The 16632-nt window shown below is 61.8% G+C and carries 17 protein-coding genes; 5 read left to right on the top strand and 12 right to left on the bottom strand.

Translation table 11 applies throughout. From position 1 onward, the window contains the following. Positions 1 to 222: 222 nt before the first annotated feature. Complete coding sequence (locus tag NN484_RS05065) at positions 223 to 1419, bottom strand: class I SAM-dependent rRNA methyltransferase (protein ID WP_102358738.1); 1197 nt, start codon at positions 1417 to 1419, stop codon at positions 223 to 225. 172 nt (positions 1420 to 1591) lie between these two features. After that, a complete protein-coding gene (locus tag NN484_RS05060; RefSeq protein ID WP_127647945.1) occupies positions 1592 to 2131 on the bottom strand; it encodes a type 1 glutamine amidotransferase domain-containing protein in 540 nt (179 codons plus the stop codon). Positions 2132 to 2359: 228 nt separating this feature from the next. Here NN484_RS05060 and NN484_RS05055 point away from each other — a divergent pair, with 228 nt between their 5' ends. The 3 genes from NN484_RS05055 (at position 2360) to NN484_RS05045 (ending at position 4390) form a co-directional block, all read left to right on the top strand. After that, positions 2360 to 3172 (top strand): HDOD domain-containing protein, encoded by an 813-nt coding sequence (locus tag NN484_RS05055; protein ID WP_174823755.1) that lies wholly within the window; start codon positions 2360 to 2362, stop codon positions 3170 to 3172. A 12-nt stretch (positions 3173 to 3184) separates the two neighbouring features. Continuing rightward, positions 3185 to 3997, top strand: a complete 813-nt coding sequence (gene mutM, locus NN484_RS05050; RefSeq protein WP_003229159.1) for a bifunctional DNA-formamidopyrimidine glycosylase/DNA-(apurinic or apyrimidinic site) lyase — start codon at positions 3185 to 3187, stop codon at positions 3995 to 3997. A 69-nt stretch (positions 3998 to 4066) separates the two neighbouring features. Next, positions 4067 to 4390, top strand: coding sequence for a multidrug transporter (locus NN484_RS05045; protein ID WP_274658678.1), 324 nt, complete (start codon positions 4067 to 4069; stop codon positions 4388 to 4390). A 93-nt stretch (positions 4391 to 4483) separates the two neighbouring features. Here NN484_RS05045 and NN484_RS05040 read toward each other — a convergent pair whose 3' ends face one another. The 5 genes from NN484_RS05040 to NN484_RS05020 form a co-directional block, all read right to left on the bottom strand. Beyond that, positions 4484 to 4735 (bottom strand): YfhL family 4Fe-4S dicluster ferredoxin, encoded by a 252-nt coding sequence (locus NN484_RS05040; protein WP_003195146.1) that lies wholly within the window; start codon positions 4733 to 4735, stop codon positions 4484 to 4486. Positions 4736 to 4881: 146 nt separating this feature from the next. Next, positions 4882 to 5361: a pantetheine-phosphate adenylyltransferase gene (coaD, locus tag NN484_RS05035; protein WP_003229157.1), complete on the bottom strand. Its 480-nt coding sequence runs from the start codon at positions 5359 to 5361 to the stop codon at positions 4882 to 4884. A gap of 115 nt (positions 5362 to 5476) precedes the next feature. Next, the gene (locus NN484_RS05030; protein WP_274658677.1) at positions 5477 to 7072 is read right to left on the bottom strand and encodes a GMC family oxidoreductase; all 1596 of its coding nucleotides are present in this window, start codon (positions 7070 to 7072) and stop codon (positions 5477 to 5479) included. A 111-nt stretch (positions 7073 to 7183) separates the two neighbouring features. Further along, the gene (locus tag NN484_RS05025; RefSeq protein WP_215500639.1) at positions 7184 to 7729 is read right to left on the bottom strand and encodes a twin-arginine translocation pathway signal protein; all 546 of its coding nucleotides are present in this window, start codon (positions 7727 to 7729) and stop codon (positions 7184 to 7186) included. Positions 7730 to 7757: 28 nt separating this feature from the next. Beyond that, the gene (locus tag NN484_RS05020; RefSeq protein ID WP_274658676.1) at positions 7758 to 9188 is read right to left on the bottom strand and encodes a coniferyl aldehyde dehydrogenase; all 1431 of its coding nucleotides are present in this window, start codon (positions 9186 to 9188) and stop codon (positions 7758 to 7760) included. Positions 9189 to 9333: 145 nt separating this feature from the next. On the opposite strand from NN484_RS05020, the gene NN484_RS05015 reads away from it, so the two are divergent. Together NN484_RS05015 and NN484_RS05010 are read left to right on the top strand one after the other, a co-directional pair. After that, a complete protein-coding gene (locus tag NN484_RS05015; RefSeq protein WP_127647939.1) occupies positions 9334 to 10005 on the top strand; it encodes a TetR/AcrR family transcriptional regulator in 672 nt (223 codons plus the stop codon). Between the two features lie 31 nt (positions 10006 to 10036). Next, positions 10037 to 10891, top strand: coding sequence for a sulfurtransferase (locus tag NN484_RS05010; RefSeq protein WP_127647938.1), 855 nt, complete (start codon positions 10037 to 10039; stop codon positions 10889 to 10891). A gap of 78 nt (positions 10892 to 10969) precedes the next feature. On the opposite strand, the gene NN484_RS05005 is transcribed toward NN484_RS05010, so the two are convergent. From NN484_RS05005 to NN484_RS04985, 5 genes are all read right to left on the bottom strand, one after another. Continuing rightward, the gene (locus tag NN484_RS05005) at positions 10970 to 11800 is read right to left on the bottom strand and encodes an AraC family transcriptional regulator (protein ID WP_274658675.1); all 831 of its coding nucleotides are present in this window, start codon (positions 11798 to 11800) and stop codon (positions 10970 to 10972) included. Beyond that, positions 11797 to 12792 carry a hydrolase gene (locus NN484_RS05000; RefSeq protein WP_215500643.1) on the bottom strand — a complete coding sequence of 332 codons (996 nt, stop codon included), beginning with the start codon at positions 12790 to 12792 and terminating at the stop codon, positions 11797 to 11799. Before NN484_RS05000 ends, NN484_RS05005 begins: the two co-directional genes overlap by 4 nt. A gap of 162 nt (positions 12793 to 12954) precedes the next feature. Further along, positions 12955 to 13566 (bottom strand): 16S rRNA (guanine(966)-N(2))-methyltransferase RsmD, encoded by a 612-nt coding sequence (gene rsmD, locus NN484_RS04995; protein WP_274658674.1) that lies wholly within the window; start codon positions 13564 to 13566, stop codon positions 12955 to 12957. Next, entirely contained in the window at positions 13566 to 15053 is a 1488-nt protein-coding gene (locus tag NN484_RS04990) for a M16 family metallopeptidase (protein WP_274658673.1), read from the bottom strand. Before NN484_RS04990 ends, rsmD begins: the two co-directional genes overlap by 1 nt. Then, positions 15046 to 16401, bottom strand: a complete 1356-nt coding sequence (locus NN484_RS04985; RefSeq protein ID WP_127647934.1) for a M16 family metallopeptidase — start codon at positions 16399 to 16401, stop codon at positions 15046 to 15048. The genes NN484_RS04990 and NN484_RS04985 overlap by 8 nt, the downstream gene beginning before the upstream one ends. Positions 16402 to 16632: the final 231 nt, after the last annotated feature.

Raw genomic sequence — 16632 nt, 5'->3', positions numbered from 1 at the left:
AAGTGATTATTAAGTAGGAAAATTCCAGTAATTTTGTCGGAGTGGTCGCACGACTAAAGAATATTTGTAAGTTATAGGGTGGTAAATCAAGTGCGCAGGGAAATTTCCTTCACTTGTTTGGGAAGTTATAGGTAGGACGGCATAGAGAGAGCAGATATTCGGCGACGTTGCATCGCCAGACAGCAAGCGGGGAGCCCTTGGGCTCCCCGTTTTGTTTGCCAATCAGCTGTTAGGCAGCAGGCGGCAGGTGATGCTCTTGATGTAGCGGGTTTCGGCGATGGCCGGGTGGACCGGGTGGTCCGGGCCCTGACCGCCGCGCTCGAGCATCTGGATGTTGCGGTCCAGGTGGCGGGCGCTGGTCAGCAGGATGTTCTGCAGATCGTCTTCCGGCAGGTGCATCGAGCACGAAGCACTGACCAGGATGCCGTCCTTGGTGAGCAGGCGCATGGCTTGCTCGTTCAGACGACGGTAGGCGCCTTCACCGTTTTTCATGTCTTTCTTGCGCTTGATGAACGCCGGTGGGTCGGCGACGATCACGTCGAAACGTTCTTCGCTGGCCTTGAGCTCTTTCAGGGCTTCGAACACGTCGCCTTCGATGCAGGTCATCTTGTCGGCGAAGCCGTTCAGCGCAGCGTTGCGCTCAACGCCGTCGAGGGCGAAGCCCGACGCGTCGACGCAGAACACTTCACTGGCGCCGAACGCCGCCGCCTGCACGCCCCAGCCACCGATGTAGCTATAGAGGTCAAGGACGCGTTTGCCTTTGGCGTACGGAGCCAGGCGGGCGCGGTTCATGCGGTGGTCGTAGAACCAGCCGGTTTTCTGGCCTTCGATCACTGGCGCTTCGAACTTCACGCCGTTTTCTTCCAGGGCGACCCACTCCGGCACCAGGCCGAACACGGTTTCGACGTAGCGGTTGAGGCCTTCGGCATCACGGGCAGCGGAATCGTTCTTGAACAGAATGCCGCTTGGCTTGAGCACTTGGGTCAGAGCGGCGATCACGTCATCTTTATGCGCTTCCATGGTCGCCGAGGCGATCTGGACCACGAGGATGTCGCCGAAACGGTCGACCACCAGACCCGGCAGCAGGTCGGAGTCGCCGTAGACCAGGCGGTAGAACGGCTTGTCGAACAGGCGTTCGCGCAGCGACAGGGCGACGTTCAGGCGATGCACCAGCAGCGATTTGTCCAGCGGCAGTTTGATGTCGCGTGACAGCAGGCGAGCGCAGATCAGGTTGTTCGGGCTCATGGCGACGATGCCCAGCGGCTTGCCGCCAGCAGCTTCGAGGATCGCCTGATCGCCGGCCTTGAAGCCGTGCAGTGGCGTGGCGGCCACATCGATTTCGTTGCTGTAGACCCACAAGTGGCCGTTGCGCAGGCGACGGTCGGCATTGGCTTTGAGGCGCAGGCTAGGCAGGGACATGACGTCGCTCCGGAAAAAAGAGCGGGAGTATACCGTGTTGGGGCTGGTGCCGGGATTGGAGTGCGATGAAACGCAGATGGCCTCTTCGCGTGCAAGCTCGCTCCCACAGGGGATTTGTGACCGGCACAGACCAGTGTGGGAGCGAGCTTGCTCGCGAAGGCAGTCCTGAGAACTACGCAGACAGCGCGTCGATCAACTCCTTGTTGAATGCCGGTATATCATCCGGCTGACGGCTGCTGATCAGGATACCGTCCTTGACCACTTCTTTATCGACCCAGTTGGCCCCGGCATTCACCAGGTCATCCTTGAGCGTCTTGTAACTGGTGATGGTCTTGCCGTTGACCAGCCCGGCGGAAATCAGCAACCAGCCGCCGTGGCAGATCACCGCAATCGGTTTGCCGGCAGAGGCGCCGGTCTTGACCAGATGCTGGGCGTCCTGGTCGATGCGGATGGTGTCGGAGTTCTGCACGCCGCCCGGCAGGACGATCGCGTCGTACTGCTCGCTGCTGGCGCCTTGAAAGGTCTGGTCGACCTTGAAGTCGTCCGCCGGTTTGTCGTGGTTCCAGCCTTTGACCTTACCGGCCTCGGCGGAAAGAATGTCGACCTGGGCGCCGGCCTGCTCCAGTGCTTGCTTGGGACCGGTCAATTCGACCTGTTCGAAACCGTCTGTTACCAAAATGGCGACGCGTTTGCCGTTGAGGGGAGTGGCCATCGATAAGCTCCTGAGTCTGTGGGAATTTGCCGCCGAGCCGGTGCTCGATTGTCCGATCGGCATTACAAAATCCGAAGCCAGGGCGTGAATGAAAGTTCCTGACAATTGCCCACTGGTGTGTCGTCGTGCGGTTTTTAGAGGTTAGAATCGCCGCCTGTCCCAGAGTGTGTACTTATGTCCCAAGAGCTGACCACCGAACAGATTCAACAATCCCTGCAGGGCATCAGCGTGCCCGCGCAGCCGCAGATCATGGTGGATCTGCAAATGGAGCAGTACATGCCCGACCCGGACCTGGAGGTGATCGCCAAGCTGATCTCCCAGGATCCCGGCCTGTCCGGTTCTCTGCTGAAAATCGTCAATTCGCCTTATTACGGCCTGAGCAACAAGATCACTTCGATCCAGCGTGCGGTGAATCTGTTGGGCAGCCGTTCGATCATCAACCTGATCAATGCGCAGTCGATCAAGGGCGAGATGAACGACGACACCATCGTCACCCTCAACCGTTTCTGGGACACCGCCCAGGACGTGGCGATGACCTGTCTGACCCTGGCCAAGCGCATCGGCACCCAGGCTGGCGACGAAGCTTATGCACTGGGCCTGTTCCACGATTGTGGCGTGCCGTTGATGCTGCAACGGTTCCCCAACTACATGTCGGTGCTGGAAACGGCTTACGCCAATGCCAGCGCCGAGTGCCGGGTGGTGGACACCGAGAACGCCGAGTTCAACACCAACCACTCGGTGGTCGGTTACTACACCGCCAAGTCGTGGCGCCTGCCGGAACACGTCAGCGCCGCCATCGCCAATCACCACAACGCGCTGGCGATTTTCAGCGACGAGTCCTCGCGTAACAGCCAGATGAAGAATCTGCTGGCGATTCTCAAGATGTCCGAACACATCTGTGCGTCTTATCGGGTCTTGGGCAATCAGACCGAAGACCATGAGTGGAACAGCATCGGGGCGCTGATTCTCGATTACGTGGGCCTGTCGGACTACGATTTCGAAACCCTCAAACAAACGATCCGCGACCTCGGCGCGCATTGATTCGAGGACGCCATGCCTGAACTGCCGGAAGTCGAAACCACCCGCCGGGGCATTGCCCCACACCTGGAAGGCCAGCGCGTCAGCCGGGTAATCGTGCGTGATCGCCGGCTGCGCTGGCCGATCCCCGAAGACCTTGATGTGCGTCTGTCCGGGCAGCGCATCGTGCTGGTCGAACGGCGGGCCAAGTACCTGTTGATCAACGCCGAGGTCGGCACGCTGATCAGTCACCTGGGGATGTCGGGCAACCTGCGTCTGGTGGAGGTCGGGCTGCCGGCGTTGAAGCACGAGCACGTCGATATCGAGCTGGAATCCGGGCTGGCCCTGCGCTACACCGATCCGCGTCGCTTTGGCGCGATGTTGTGGAGCACCGATCCGCTCAATCACGAACTGTTGATTCGTCTCGGGCCGGAACCGTTGACCGATCTGTTCGACGGCGAGCGCCTGTTCCAGCTGTCGCGCGGGCGCTCGATGGCGGTCAAGCCGTTCATCATGGACAACGCGGTGGTGGTCGGCGTCGGTAACATTTATGCGACCGAAGCGCTGTTCGCCGCCGGAATCGATCCGCGCCGCGAGGCCAAGAGCATTTCCCGGGCGCGTTATCTGAAGCTGGCGATCGAGATCAAACGCATCCTCGCCGCCGCCATCGAACGTGGCGGCACCACGTTGCGCGATTTCATCGGCGGTGACGGGCAGCCGGGATATTTCCAGCAGGAACTGTTTGTCTATGGCCGTGGCGGTGAACACTGCAAGGTCTGCGGCACCGGTCTGCGCGAAGTGAAGCTCGGTCAGCGGGCCAGTGTGTTCTGCCCGCGCTGCCAGACCTGAAGCAAAAGGCTGAAAAAGTCCTACGGTCTATAGTGAGTTGTCTCACTGTTCAGCCCGAAGGATCGTGCCATGAAATCCCTGCAAGTCCTCGTTTTCGCGCTGTTGCTGTGTTCCAGTCTGGCGGTTCAGGCCACGGAAAGCGGCAGCGGCGATCCGCGCTACACCATCCAGAATCCACCCGCCTACGCCATGATCGGTGACTTGCTGATCGCCCGCCCGTTGCTGGTGGTGGCGACGGTGTTGGGTGCCGGGGTGTTTATGGTGTCGTTGCCGTTTACCGCGCTGGGTGGCGGGGTGGGCGATGCGGGGCAGGCGTTGGTGGTCGACCCGGCGAAAGCGGCGTTCGTGCGCTGTCTGGGGTGTACGGGGGAAGGGTTTGAGCAGCGCGAGTGAAGGGCAAGATCAAAAGATCGCAGCCTTCGGCAGCTCCTACAGAGGAATGCGATCCATGTAGAGCTGCCGAAGGCTGCGATCTTTTTTAGCGAGTCAGGCCTTGCCGGTAATCTTGCGGTATTTCTCCATCAACTGTTCTTCAGTCTCCGGATGGGCTTCGTCCAGTGGAATGCAATCCACCGGGCAGACCTGCTGGCACTGCGGCTCGTCGTAGTGGCCGACGCACTGGGTGCACAGGTTCGGGTCGATCACGTAGATCTCTTCGCCTTGGGAAATCGCGGCGTTCGGGCACTCGGGTTCGCAGACGTCGCAGTTGATGCAATCGTCGGTGATGATCAGGGACATGCTAACTCCAGCCGGGGCGGCAGGCCCGGGCGCAATAAATCAATGCGCGCAATTGTGCCGCATTGGCGAGCGCAGTGCACGCGGCTGCGATCAAGGGCACGAGACTGCAATCTTTAAAAGCAAAAGATCGCAGCCTGCGGCAGCTCCTACTTTTTGAAGCGCAGGGTCAGGGCATCGGCCACGGCTGGGTGCACGAACTTGCTGATATCGCCGCCCAGTGCCGCGATTTCCCGCACCAGGGTCGAGGAAATGAACGAATAACGCTCGGACGGGGTGAGAAACAGGCTCTCTACGTCCGGGGCCAACTGGCGGTTCATGTTGGCCAGCTGGAATTCGTATTCGAAGTCCGACACCGCACGCAGACCACGCAGGAACACATTGGCGTTCTGCTCTTTGGCGAAATGCGCCAGCAGCGTCGAGAAGCCGACCACTTCCACGTTCGGCAGGTGTTTGGTGACCTCGCGAGCCAGTTCGACCCGTTGTTCCAGCGGGAACAGCGGGTTTTTCTTCGGGCTGGCGGCGACCGCAATGATCACGTGATCGAACAGGCGCGAGGCGCGTTCGACCAGATCGCCATGGCCCTTGGTAATAGGGTCGAAGGTACCTGGGTACAACACTCGGTTCATCGCGTCGTCCTGGCGGGAGTCCGTTGGGGAGTCGGATGGTATCGCAGCCGTCCCGGTCGGCCAAGTCGCCTGTTGGGTAAGAAAGCACTATAGACGACGCGATTAATCGTTTTTTTCACGGATTTCTCAGCCGATCGGCGAGGGCAGTTGCCAACTGTGCGGTCAGCCCGTACACCGACAATTGCGGGTTGGCGCCAATGCTGGTGGGGAACAGCGAGCCGTCGTGAATCGACAGATTGCTCAGTTGATGGTGCCGGCCGAGGCTGTCGGTGACCGCGTTTTTCGGGTCTTCGCCCATCGCACAACCGCCCATCACGTGGGCACTGCCCAGGCGCGTGCGATACAGCTCAAGGCTCAGATCGTCGATCAGCGTGCGGGCTTCGGTCAGGGTTTTCACGTAACGCGCATCGGCGTGCATCGGCATCACCGATTTCGCGCCGCCGGCAAACTGGATCTCGGCCATGCTGTGAAAGGCTCGGCGCAAGCCTTCCCAGGCGTAAGGCGAGACCTGGTAGTCGAGCACCGGCGAGCCATCGCCGCGCAACTCGACACTGCCGCCGGGGCTGTCCGGGTGGAAACCGTCGCGCAGCAGCGCCAGCATCGCGTGGGTGTGCGGCAGATCAGCCATATGTTCGGCGTTCTGCGTGCCGAAGCCGCCCAGCAGCGTTGCCGCCAGCGCCGGGTGCAGCGGTGGCACTTCGAGTTTGTAGCCCATCGGTCCGCTGGTGCCGTCCTTCCACTGGAAATAATCCGAGTAGATGGACTGCGGTGCGCCGTAGAACGGGTTGATCACTTCGTCGAAGCGCCCGGCGGACATGTTCACCAGGTGCAGGAACGTACGTTTGCCAAGACGCTGATGCGGGTCTGGCGCGTCCGACCGCAAGAGCAGGGCCGGGCTGTTGATGCCGCCGCCGGCCAGCACGTAATGCCGCGCCTTGACCGTAATCGTGCGCCCGGTCGGTGCGACGCAGCGCTGATCCATCGCCACGCACTGCAGGCCGGAGATCTTGTCGCCGTTGATCAGCAGTTTTTCCGCGCGGGCCAGATAGAGCAGTTCGCCGCCCTTTTCCAGGGTTGCCGGGATGGTGGTGACCATCATCGACTGTTTGGCGTTGGTCGGGCAGCCCATGCCGCAGTAACCGAGGTTCCAGCAGCCGCGCACGTTGCGCGGGATCACGTGCCAGCTGTAGCCGAGCCGCTCGCAGCCCTTGCGGATTACGTCATTGTTGGCATTGGGCGGGACCATCCATGGCGCGACGCCCAGGCGCTGCTCCATTTTCTCGAACCATGGCGCCATCTCGGCCGGGCTGTGACCTTTGACGTTGTGTTCTTTGGCCCAGTGTTCAAGGGTCGGCTCCGGGGTGCGGAAGCTCGATGTCCAGTTGATCAGGGTGGTGCCGCCCACTGCACGGCCCTGCAGGATGGTGATCGCGCCGTCCTTGCTCATGCGGCCGATGCCTTCCTGATAGAGGCTGCTGTAGGCCTGGTCTTCGAGCATCTTGAAGTCGGAACTGGTCTTGAGCGGGCCTTCTTCGATCAGCAGCACTTTGTAGCCGGCGGCGCTGAGGATTTCCGCCGTGGTGCCGCCACCGGCGCCGCTGCCGATGATGGCGACGTCGGCTTGCAGCGTCAGGTCGTCGGTCAGTTGTGCGCCGTTATAGGTTTTCCAGCCACGGGCGAGGCCTTCGCGGAACGGGTCGGGTACGGGCATCGATCAGGTTCTCTTTATTATTCTGGGTGTGGTGGTGAGGCGGATGGCGCCTTCGCGAGCAAGCTCGCTTCCACATTGAAATGCATTCCCTTGTGGGAGCGAGCCTCGGTTTCAAACGGTAGGCGGGCCGGGGTAGCCGCAGTGCGCCCAGGACTCGGCCCGGGTGTACCAGGCCATCATCACCATTTGCTGCAGGGAGCTGTGGCCCATGCGCAACAGGCTCAATGAGCTGTTCTGCCAGCGTTCGAGGAAGTGGCGCATGGCCTCGGGACTGGCGTTTTCCCAACTGCCCCAGATGCCGGTGAGCGGCCCGCGCGTGACGGCCATGCCGAGCACGTCGAACAGTTGCCGGGTGAGTTTGAGCATCTCCGGCGACAAGTGATCGAGGCTGTAGTCCAGCGACTTGAGCGTGCCATCGACGGCACCAGGCATTTTTTCAGCTGCCACGGCGCCGTCGAGCATGATCGGAATCAACGCGCGCAGGAATAACAGGTCGCCGTCGCGCAAGGTGACGAAGCCGTTGGCCGCGACACTCGATGAACAGCCACTGAGGCTGGCGCCAAGGCCGGCAGTGGCGAGGAACGCGGTGGCGCCGAGGCTGAATTTCAGCAGGCCACGGCGCGACAGGGCAGGTGTTTCGGTCAGGCTTGGGTGCATTGTTGTTATTACCCGGCGGTGACAACGATTAGCGGATGAACAGCTTCTGGATCAGTTTCTGAATCGATTTGCCGTACGGCGGGTAGATCAGCTTCGCCGCGTTGAAGCGTTGCTTGATCAGCACGCCTTTGGCCTTGCTGAAGGTCAGGAAGCCTTCGTGGCCGTGATAGTGGCCCATGCCCGACGGGCCGATGCCGCCGAACGGCATGTCGTCCTGCGCCACATGCAGCAGGGTGTCGTTCAGGCACACACCGCCGGAGTGGGTTTCGTGCAGCACGCGGTTCTGTTCGCGCTTGTCGTAGCCGAAGTAGTAAAGGGCCAGAGGACGAGGCCGCTGATTGATGTAGGCAAACGCCTGATCGAGGTCCTGATACGGCACGATCGGCAGCAGCGGGCCGAAGATTTCGTCCTGCATCACGATCATCTCGTCACTGACGTTCAGTAGCAGGCTGTGTGGCATGCGCCGGCCCTGACCCTGTTCGAACAGCGGGATCAGCAGCGCGCCCTTGCTGGTGGCGTCGCTGACATAACTGTTGAGCCGGGCCAGTTGGCGCTCGTTGATGATCGCGGTGTAGTCCGGGTTGTCGGCGAGGGTCGGATAGAAACTGTTGACCACCTGACGATAGGCTTCGACGAACGCGCCGACGCGGTCTTGCGGCACCAGCACATAGTCGGGTGCGACGCAGGTCTGCCCGGCATTCAGGGTTTTACCGAAAGCGATACGCTCGGCGGCGTCCTTGAGCGGCACGTCGCGGGAGACGATGGCCGGGGATTTTCCGCCCAGTTCGAGGGTCACCGGGGTCAGGTTTTCCGCGGCGGCGCGCATCACATGTTTGCCGATGCTGGTGGCGCCGGTGAACAGCAGGTGATCAAAGCGCAGACGGGAAAACGCCACGCCGACGTCCGACTCGCCGAGCACTACGCACACCAGGTCTTCGGGGAAAATTCGCGCCAGCAAGGCTTTGAGCAGCAGCCCGGTGGCGGGGGTCGATTCACTGAGCTTGAGCATTACCCGGTTGCCTGCCGCCAGTGCGCCGACCAGCGGGCCGATGGCCAGATACAACGGGTAGTTCCACGGGACGATGATGCCGACCACGCCGAGCGGCTGATACACCACTTTCGCCGACGCCGGCTGAAAGGCCATGCCGACTTTGCGCCGCGAGGACTTCATCCAGCCCTTGAGATGCCGGCTGGCGTAATGAATGCCGTGCAGGCTGGGCATCAGTTCGGCGAGCAGGGTTTCATCGGCGCTGCGATGACTGAAATCCGCACTGATAGCGTCGATCAAGGCCTGACGCTCATCGCTGAGCAAGTTGCGCAACGCCTTGAGCCATTGCTGACGCTGCGCCGCCGGTGGCATCGGGTTGGCGGCATAGGCGGCGCGCTGTGCCGCGAACAACCGATCAAGCTCATCCAGTGGCTGTTGCAGCGTTTGCAGGTAAGCAATGTCGGCAGTCATCGTCTGCTCCGGATTTATTATAGTGAGGACTTTTTAGAGTCTATGCTCTAGAAAGTCAAATGACTTCCCGACACAGCTTTGTTTTATCCATTTCCGGTTAGGTCGTAAGATGCCCCTCACCGCACTCTGAATTAAAGCTCAAGCCATGGCCCCACGAATAAAAACCAGCGAGCGCATCGTGCAGAACAGCCTCGAACTGTTCAATCAGCAGGGCGAGCGCAGCATCAGCACCAACCACATTGCCGCGCACATGGAGATTTCTCCGGGCAACCTGTACTACCACTTCCCCAACAAGCAGGCGATCATCGCCGTGCTGTTCAGTGAGTACGAAAGCCTTGTGGACAGCTTTCTGCGCCCGCCGCAGGGTCGTGCCGCCACGGTTGAAGACAAGCGCTATTACCTCAAGGAACTGCTGTCGGCGATGTGGGGCTACCGCTTTTTGCATCGCGATCTGGAACATCTGCTCGACAGCGACCCGGACCTCGCCGCGCGCTACCGGCGTTTCTCCCAGCGCTGCGTGATCCAGGGCATGGCGATCTACGAGGGGTTCGTCGCGGCCGGCATTCTCAAGATGGATCGGGTGCAAATCGAATCCCTGACGATCAATGCCTGGATCATCCTCACTTCCTGGGTGCGCTTTCTGTGCACCACCCGGGAAAACTCCAACCACCTCAGCGAGCAGGCCATCAAGCGTGGCGTGTATCAGGTGCTGGTGCTGGAAGCCGGGTTCGTCACCGATCAGGCCCGCGAAGAGGTGAATGCCTTGTTCGACGAATTCTACGTGCCGCTGGCCCAGGCCCTGGAGGAAGGGCATTAATCATTTTCGAAGTCGCTCACAGGAGTCCGTTATGCCGATTGCGCAACTGATCAGCCCGAACGCACTGGATGCCCGCAAGGAGCAACCGGGGCTGGTGATTCTCGATTGTCGTTTTGCCCTCGAAGACCCGGACTACGGGCAGCGCAGCTACGCCGAAGGGCACATTGCCGGTGCCCGTTTCGCCGACCTTGAGCGTGACCTCAGTGGCAAGGTGATCAAAGGCGTGACCGGGCGTCATCCGCTGCCGGAGCCGGCGGCGTTGATCGAACGCCTGCAAGCGTGGGGCATCAATGCCGACAGCGATGTGGTTCTCTACGACGATGGCCCCGGTGCCTATGCGGCCCGCGCCTGGTGGCTGCTGGCGTGGCTGGGCAAGCGCGACGGTGTGTTCATTCTCGACGGCGGGCTCAAGGCCTGGCACGCGGCCGGCCTCCCGCTGAGCCTGGATGCGCCATCGGTCAGCCGGGGCAACTTCAGCGGGCAACCGGACATGAAACTGCTGCTGAGCGCCGAACAACTGCAGAAACGCCTCGCTCAGCCATCGCTGACATTGCTCGACGCCCGGGCCTTGCCGCGCTTCAAGGGGGAGGTGGAGCCGATCGACCCGATTGCCGGGCACATTCCCGGCGCGCAATGCGCGGCGTTTACCGAGAACCTCGGCAGCGACGGACGCTTCCTGCCGGCCGATCAGCTCAAACAGCGTTTTGCCGCGAAGCTCGGTGATCGTGCGCCAGCGGACCTGGTCGCGTATTGCGGTTCCGGGGTGACGGCGTGTCACAACCTGTTTGCGCTGTGTCTGGCGGGGTATCCGCTGGGGTCGCTGTATGCCGGGTCGTGGAGTGAGTGGATCAACGAGCCTTCGCGCGGTATCGCCACCGGCGAATAAGATCAAAAGATCGCAGCCTTCGGCAGCTCCTGCATTGGAATGCATTTCCCTGTCGGAGCTACCGAAGGCTGCGATCTTTTAGCTTTCCATCCGGGCGCTACGGTAGGCGGCGGGTCCGACACCATAAGCCTGCTTGAACTGCCGGCTCAAATGGCTCTGATCGGCGAACCCCAGTTGCGTGGCGACTTCCACCGGCAAGCCGCCGTGCTGCAGGAGTGCGCGAGCCTGGGCGATGCGCTGTTGCATCAGCCAGGTGTGCGGCGGCATACCAGTAGCGCGGCGAAACACCCGGGCGAAATGGAACGGCGACAGATTGACCGCCGCCGCCAGTTCTTCCAGTGACGGTGGCGCTGCCAGTTGTGCGTGCAACAGTTCTTTGCCCAACAGCACCGCGCGGTGTTCCTTGCCGGCTCGTCCGGGCACCGGCACTGCCGCGTGGCGCTGCAACAGCCGCAACATCATCTCGCGCCACACCGTCTGCTGTTGCAGCGCGGTAGCCGGGCTTTCGAGCAAACGGTGCAACTGGGAAAACCCGTTGACCAGATCCGCATCGCGATACAGCGTGGCGCCGAACGCCGGCAGGTTCGTGGTGGACAGTTCCAGTTCATCCAGCAGCGAAACGATTTGCGCGGTATCGGGGTAAAACGCCCGGTACCGCCAGCCGTCCTCAGTGCCTTTGTGGCCGTTGTGCAATTCGTCCGGGTTGATCAGCACCAGGGTGCCGCTGCCCGCCAGGTGTTCGACGCCGCGATAACGGTAACGCTGGGCGCCGGCCATGATCATACCGATCACATACCCGTCGTGGACATGCGGGGCGAAGCAATGGTCGATGTAGCGCGCCGACAGCAACTCGATTCCGGCCAGTGGCGCGGTTTGCCAGAAGCGGATCGACTCGCCCTGATCACTCATGACTTCACGCCGGCCAGCCAGTGCGGGATACGTCGTTCCAGGTAATAACCGGGCTGGTGAAACGTGCCATCGACAAAACCGACATGCCCACCCTTGGCCTGCAGCTCGAACTGTGTGGTAGCGGACAGTTCTTCGGCCGTCGGCAGACTGTGGGGGAATACGAACGGATCGTCAGCGGCTTGAATGATCAGGGTCGGCGTACGGATTTCGCCGAGAAAATAGCGACTCGACGCCCGCCGATAGTAATCCTCGGCATCGGTGAAACCATGCAACGGCGCGGTGATCCGGCCATCGAAGTCCCAGAAGGTGCGCATGTTCTCCAGCGAACCGAGCGCTGCCAGTGCCGCCAGGCCATCTTCGCGCCCGTCATGCTGGAACTGACGTTGCTTGTTCTTGATGTAGGCGACCATCTCGCGCATGAAGTGCGCCTGATAGACCTTGGAGAACCCCTGGCCGATCCGGTCGGCGCATTGATCAAGGCGAAACGGCACCGAGACCGCCACCGCGCCGAGCACGCCGCTGTCGCTGCCGGTTTCCCCCAGATGCTTGAGCAACACGTTGCCACCGAGGGAATAACCGACCGCATACAGCGGCGCCAGTGGTCGCTTGGCGCGCAGGTGTCTGATGGCTTCGGCGAGGTCTTCGCTGGCACCGGAGTGGTAACTGCGCGGCAGCAGATTCGGTTCACCGGAGCAGCCGCGCCAGTTCAGCGCGACACTGGCCCAGCCCTGTGCGGCGAGCGCGGCCTGGATCCCGGCGACGTAGGGCGAATTGGATGAACCGGTCAGCCCATGCAGCACCAGCACCAAAGGTGCCTCGGCGCTGTGCGGGCCATGCCAGTCGAGATCGAGGAAGTCACCGTCGTCCAGCCACAGGCGCTCGCGTTGGCGATCAAGGTGTACGGTTTTGCGCCACAGCGGCCCCCACAAGGTTTGCAGGTGCGGATTGCCCAGGCCGAAGGCGGGGGTGAAGCGTTCTGAAGAAGCGGGCACGATGGTTCTCGATGCAGCTTTGGGGGCAGAGTACGCACGCTTTTGTGGCGAGGGAGCTTGCTCCCGCTGGACTGCGCAGCAGGCCTCGCTTCTGCAAAAGGGGCCGCTTCGCGACCCAGCGGGAGCAAGCTCCCTCGCCACAGATTTAGCGCAAACTTTCAGTTAACCGGCGATCTCTGCCATACGTTGCCATAGCGCGTAGTACACCCGCCCGGATTTCTGCTCACGGTGCAGGCGCCAGTTGCCCGGCAAGCCCAGCGTCGAAGGCGCGGTCTCGCTTTCAGTGTAGATCCACGAATCGGGTGCGAGCCATTGGCGTTCTTCCAGCAAGGTGCAGACGGCCGGCAGCAGGTTCTGGTTGAACGGTGGATCGAGAAACACCAGATCGAACGGCGTGGCGACCTGGGTTTCCAGATAACGCAGCGCGTCAGCGGTTTGCACCTGACCGTTGGTGCAGCGCAGGGTGCCGAGGTGTTCCTTCAGGCTCGACACGGCGACGTGGCTGGCATCCAGCGCCTGACCCATGGCCGCGCCACGGGACAATGCCTCCAGAAACAGCGCGCCGCTGCCGGCGAACGGGTCGAGTACCTTGGCCCCGGCCACATAGGGTGCGAGCCAGTTGAACAGGGTTTCACGCACGCGGTCCGGCGTCGGGCGCAGGCCCGGCGCATCGGGGAAGCTCAGTTTGCGGCTGCGCCATTCGCCGCCGATGATGCGCAGCTGGTTCACACCGTTGTGGACGTTCTGCGCAGTTTTTTTAGGACGAGTAGCCATTAATGCTCCGGTACCCCGAGCGGTTGCTCGGCAGGTTTATCAGATGGGGCCGGTAACGGCTTTTGCGGCACGGTCGGGCCAGCGCTGACGATGACCATTTTGTCCGTGCTCAGGTGTTTGTTCATCGCGTCCTTGACCTGCTCGACGGTCAGGCTCTGGGACTGACGCATGAAGTCATCCAGATAGCTCAGCGGCAGATTATAGAAGCCCATGGCGCCCAGTTGGCCGACGATATCGGCGTTACTCGCGGTGGACAGCGGGAAGCTGCCGGCCAGTTCGCGTTTGGCGTCGTCGAGTTCTTTCTGGGTCGGGCCGGTCTTGAGGTAGTCGGCGAGCACGTCCTGCACCAGTTTCAGGGTGCCTTCGCTCATTTCTGCGCGGGTCTGCAGGTTGATCATGAACGGGCCACGGGCCTGCATCGGGCTGAACCCGGAGTACACGCCATAGGTCAGGCCGCGCTTCTCGCGCACTTCGCTCATCAGACGGGTGCCGAAGCCACCGCCACCGAGGATCTGGTTGCCCATCGACAGCGCTGCGTAATCGGGGTCGTCCCGGTCGATACCCAATTGCGCGAGCAACAGGTTGGTCTGCTTGGACGGGAACTCGATGTGGCCGATGCTCGCCTTGGGTTCCTGCGGCTGGGCGATCTTCGCCAGCGCGGGGCCTTTGGGCAGGGCGCCGGAGACCTGATTGGCAATCGCCTCGGCCTCGGCGCGAGACAGGTCGCCGACCAGCGCGATCACCACGTTGCCGGCTGCATAAGCCTTGGTGTGGAACTCACGCAGTTGCGCCAGGGTGATCTTCGGCACGCTTTGCGCATTGCCGTCGCTGGAGTGCGCATACGGGTGGTCGCCGTACAAACGCTTCATCAGCTCGAGGCTGGCGAGTTTGCCGGGGTTCTGTTTCTGGTATTCGAAACCGGCGAGTATCTGGTTTTTGATGCGCGCAAAGGAATCGGCCGGGAACGTCGGTTTGCCCACCACTTCGCAGAACAGCTTGAGCGCCGGCTCACGTTGCTCGGCGGCACTCAGGCTGCGCAGCGAAGCCAGCGCCATGTCCTTGTAGGCGCCGTTGCCGAAGTCCGCACCGAGGCTTTCGAAGCCTTGGGCGATGGCGCCGACGTCCTTGCCGGCCACGCCTTCGTTGAGCATGGCATTGGTCAGGATCGCCAGGCCCGGCGCGTTGCCGTCCTGGCTGCTGCCGGCGGCGAAGATCAGGCGCATGTCGAACATCGGCAGCTCATGGGCTTCGACGAACAGCACCTTGGCGCCTTCGGCGGTGTTCCAGGTCTGCACGTCGAGCTTGCGGCTGGCCGGGGCCTTGCCGTCGAGTTCGGCCAGCGATTGCAGCTTTTGGGTGGTCTTGGCGTTATCCAGCGCTTCGCTGGCGCCGGTTTTGGCGCCGGGCATCAGATAAAACGCGGCGGAGCCGATCACCGCCACGGCGATCAGGCCGAGCAGCAGGCGTGGGGATTTGCGCTCACTCATGAGTCGTCTCCAGTGGCAGGACGTGGGCGACGCTGAGACGTTCGCGGGTGAAATACAGCTTGGCGGCGTTCTGGATGTCTTGCGGGGTCACGCTTTCCAGATCGGCCAGTTCGGTGTCCATCAATTTCCACGACAGACCGACGGTCTCCAACTGGCCGATGGCGGTGGCCTGGCTGGTGATCGAGTCACGCTCGAACACCAGGCCGGCGATGACCTGTGCCCGCACGCGCTCCAGCTCTTCGGCGGACGGTGCGGTGGTTTTCAGCTGTTCCAGCAGTTTCCACAGACCGGCTTCAGCTTGCGCCATGGTCTTTTTCTTCTGGGTATTCGGCGTCGCCGACAGGGTGAACAGGCTGTCGCCACGGGTGTAGGCGTCGTAGCTCGACGAGCCGCCGGACACCAGCTCTTCGCCGCGCTCCAGTTGCGTCGGGATGCGCCCGCTGTAGCCGCCGTCGAGCAACGCCGAGATCAGACGCAGGGCGTTGACCGAGCGCTTGTCTTCAGCGGTGGCGATGCTTGGCACGTTGAAACCGAGCATCAAGCTGGGCAGTTGGGTCTGCACATGCAGAGTGATCTGGCGTTCGCCGGGTTCGGCCAGTTCCAGCGGCTTCTTCGCCGCAGGTACGTCGCGTTTGGCAATCGGCCCGAAATAGCGCTGGGCGAGGGCCTTCACTTCGTCCGGGGTGACGTCGCCGACCACCACCAATGTGGCATTGTTCGGCACATACCAGGACTGATACCAATGCCGCAGCTCCTCGACCTTCATCCGGTCCAGGTCCGCCATCCAGCCGATGGTCGGCGTGTGGTAGCCGCTGGCCGGGTAAGCCATTGCCTTGTAGCGCTCGTAGGCCTTGGACATCGGCTTGTCGTCGGTGCGCAGGCGGCGCTCTTCCTTGATGACTTCGATTTCCTTGGCGAACTCGTCGGCCGGCAGGCGCAGATTGGCCATGCGGTCGGCTTCCAGTTCAAACGCTACGCCCAGACGATCGCGGGCCAGCACCTGGTAATAAGCGGTGTAATCGTCGCTGGTGAAAGCGTTCTCTTCGGCGCCCAGGTCACGCAGGATCAACGAGGCTTCGCCGGGGCCGACTTTCTCACTGCCCTTGAACATCATGTGCTCAAGCGCGTGGGACAGACCGGTCTGGCCCGGGGTTTCGTAACTGGAACCGACCTTGTACCAGACCTGCGACACCACCACTGGCGCGCGATGATCTTCGCGCACGACGACCTTGAGGCCGTTGTCGAGGGTGAATTCGTGGGTCGGTTGCGGGTCGGCCGCCAGGGCCGAAAGGGGCAGGCAGACTGTGCTGAGCAGCAGGCCTGCAGCGCGGCGGGCTAGAGCATTCATTCGTTTTTTAACCTGTTGGGCTGCCCGCTTGGTCTTAGCCTAGGCGGGCGAGGAGGTGCTAGGATACTGATCCGTTTTACCGGCGACCACGCCTATCAGGTTTTCAGGCCCGATACGGCTGTATAGGTTGGCGGCAGAAAGCTGCGGTTTATCGACTAGACTTCGCTTTTTCGCCGATTTTTCCGGTTTAGTCCTTCGTTACTACGAATCTTTGAGGTGCCGCTGGCGCCT

It is taken from the genome of Pseudomonas serboccidentalis, from assembly GCF_028830055.1.
GTDB classification, from domain to species: domain Bacteria; phylum Pseudomonadota; class Gammaproteobacteria; order Pseudomonadales; family Pseudomonadaceae; genus Aquipseudomonas; species Aquipseudomonas serboccidentalis.
The sequence above is the reverse complement of the archived record's forward strand: the minus strand, read 5'-3'. Positions and strand labels throughout refer to the sequence as shown.

Excerpts from the sequence above, each read along its gene's own strand:
- NN484_RS05025 (WP_215500639.1), bottom strand. The coding sequence starts at position 7,729 with ATGCACCCAAGCCTGACCGAAACACCTGCCCTGTCGCGCCGTGGCCTG.
- NN484_RS05020 (WP_274658676.1), bottom strand. The coding sequence starts at position 9,188 with ATGACTGCCGACATTGCTTACCTGCAAACGCTGCAACAGCCACTGGAT.
- rsmD (WP_274658674.1), bottom strand. The coding sequence starts at position 13,566 with ATGGCTACTCGTCCTAAAAAAACTGCGCAGAACGTCCACAACGGTGTG.
- NN484_RS04990 (WP_274658673.1), bottom strand. The coding sequence starts at position 15,053 with ATGAGTGAGCGCAAATCCCCACGCCTGCTGCTCGGCCTGATCGCCGTG.
- mutM (WP_003229159.1), top strand. The coding sequence starts at position 3,185 with ATGCCTGAACTGCCGGAAGTCGAAACCACCCGCCGGGGCATTGCCCCA.
- coaD (WP_003229157.1), bottom strand. The coding sequence starts at position 5,361 with ATGAACCGAGTGTTGTACCCAGGTACCTTCGACCCTATTACCAAGGGC.
- NN484_RS05030 (WP_274658677.1), bottom strand. The coding sequence starts at position 7,072 with ATGCCCGTACCCGACCCGTTCCGCGAAGGCCTCGCCCGTGGCTGGAAA.
- NN484_RS05065 (WP_102358738.1), bottom strand. The coding sequence starts at position 1,419 with ATGTCCCTGCCTAGCCTGCGCCTCAAAGCCAATGCCGACCGTCGCCTG.
- NN484_RS05015 (WP_127647939.1), top strand. The coding sequence starts at position 9,334 with ATGGCCCCACGAATAAAAACCAGCGAGCGCATCGTGCAGAACAGCCTC.
- NN484_RS05005 (WP_274658675.1), bottom strand. The coding sequence starts at position 11,800 with ATGAGTGATCAGGGCGAGTCGATCCGCTTCTGGCAAACCGCGCCACTG.
- NN484_RS05040 (WP_003195146.1), bottom strand. The coding sequence starts at position 4,735 with ATGTCCCTGATCATCACCGACGATTGCATCAACTGCGACGTCTGCGAA.
- NN484_RS05010 (WP_127647938.1), top strand. The coding sequence starts at position 10,037 with ATGCCGATTGCGCAACTGATCAGCCCGAACGCACTGGATGCCCGCAAG.
- NN484_RS05060 (WP_127647945.1), bottom strand. The coding sequence starts at position 2,131 with ATGGCCACTCCCCTCAACGGCAAACGCGTCGCCATTTTGGTAACAGAC.
- NN484_RS04985 (WP_127647934.1), bottom strand. The coding sequence starts at position 16,401 with ATGAATGCTCTAGCCCGCCGCGCTGCAGGCCTGCTGCTCAGCACAGTC.
- NN484_RS05045 (WP_274658678.1), top strand. The coding sequence starts at position 4,067 with ATGAAATCCCTGCAAGTCCTCGTTTTCGCGCTGTTGCTGTGTTCCAGT.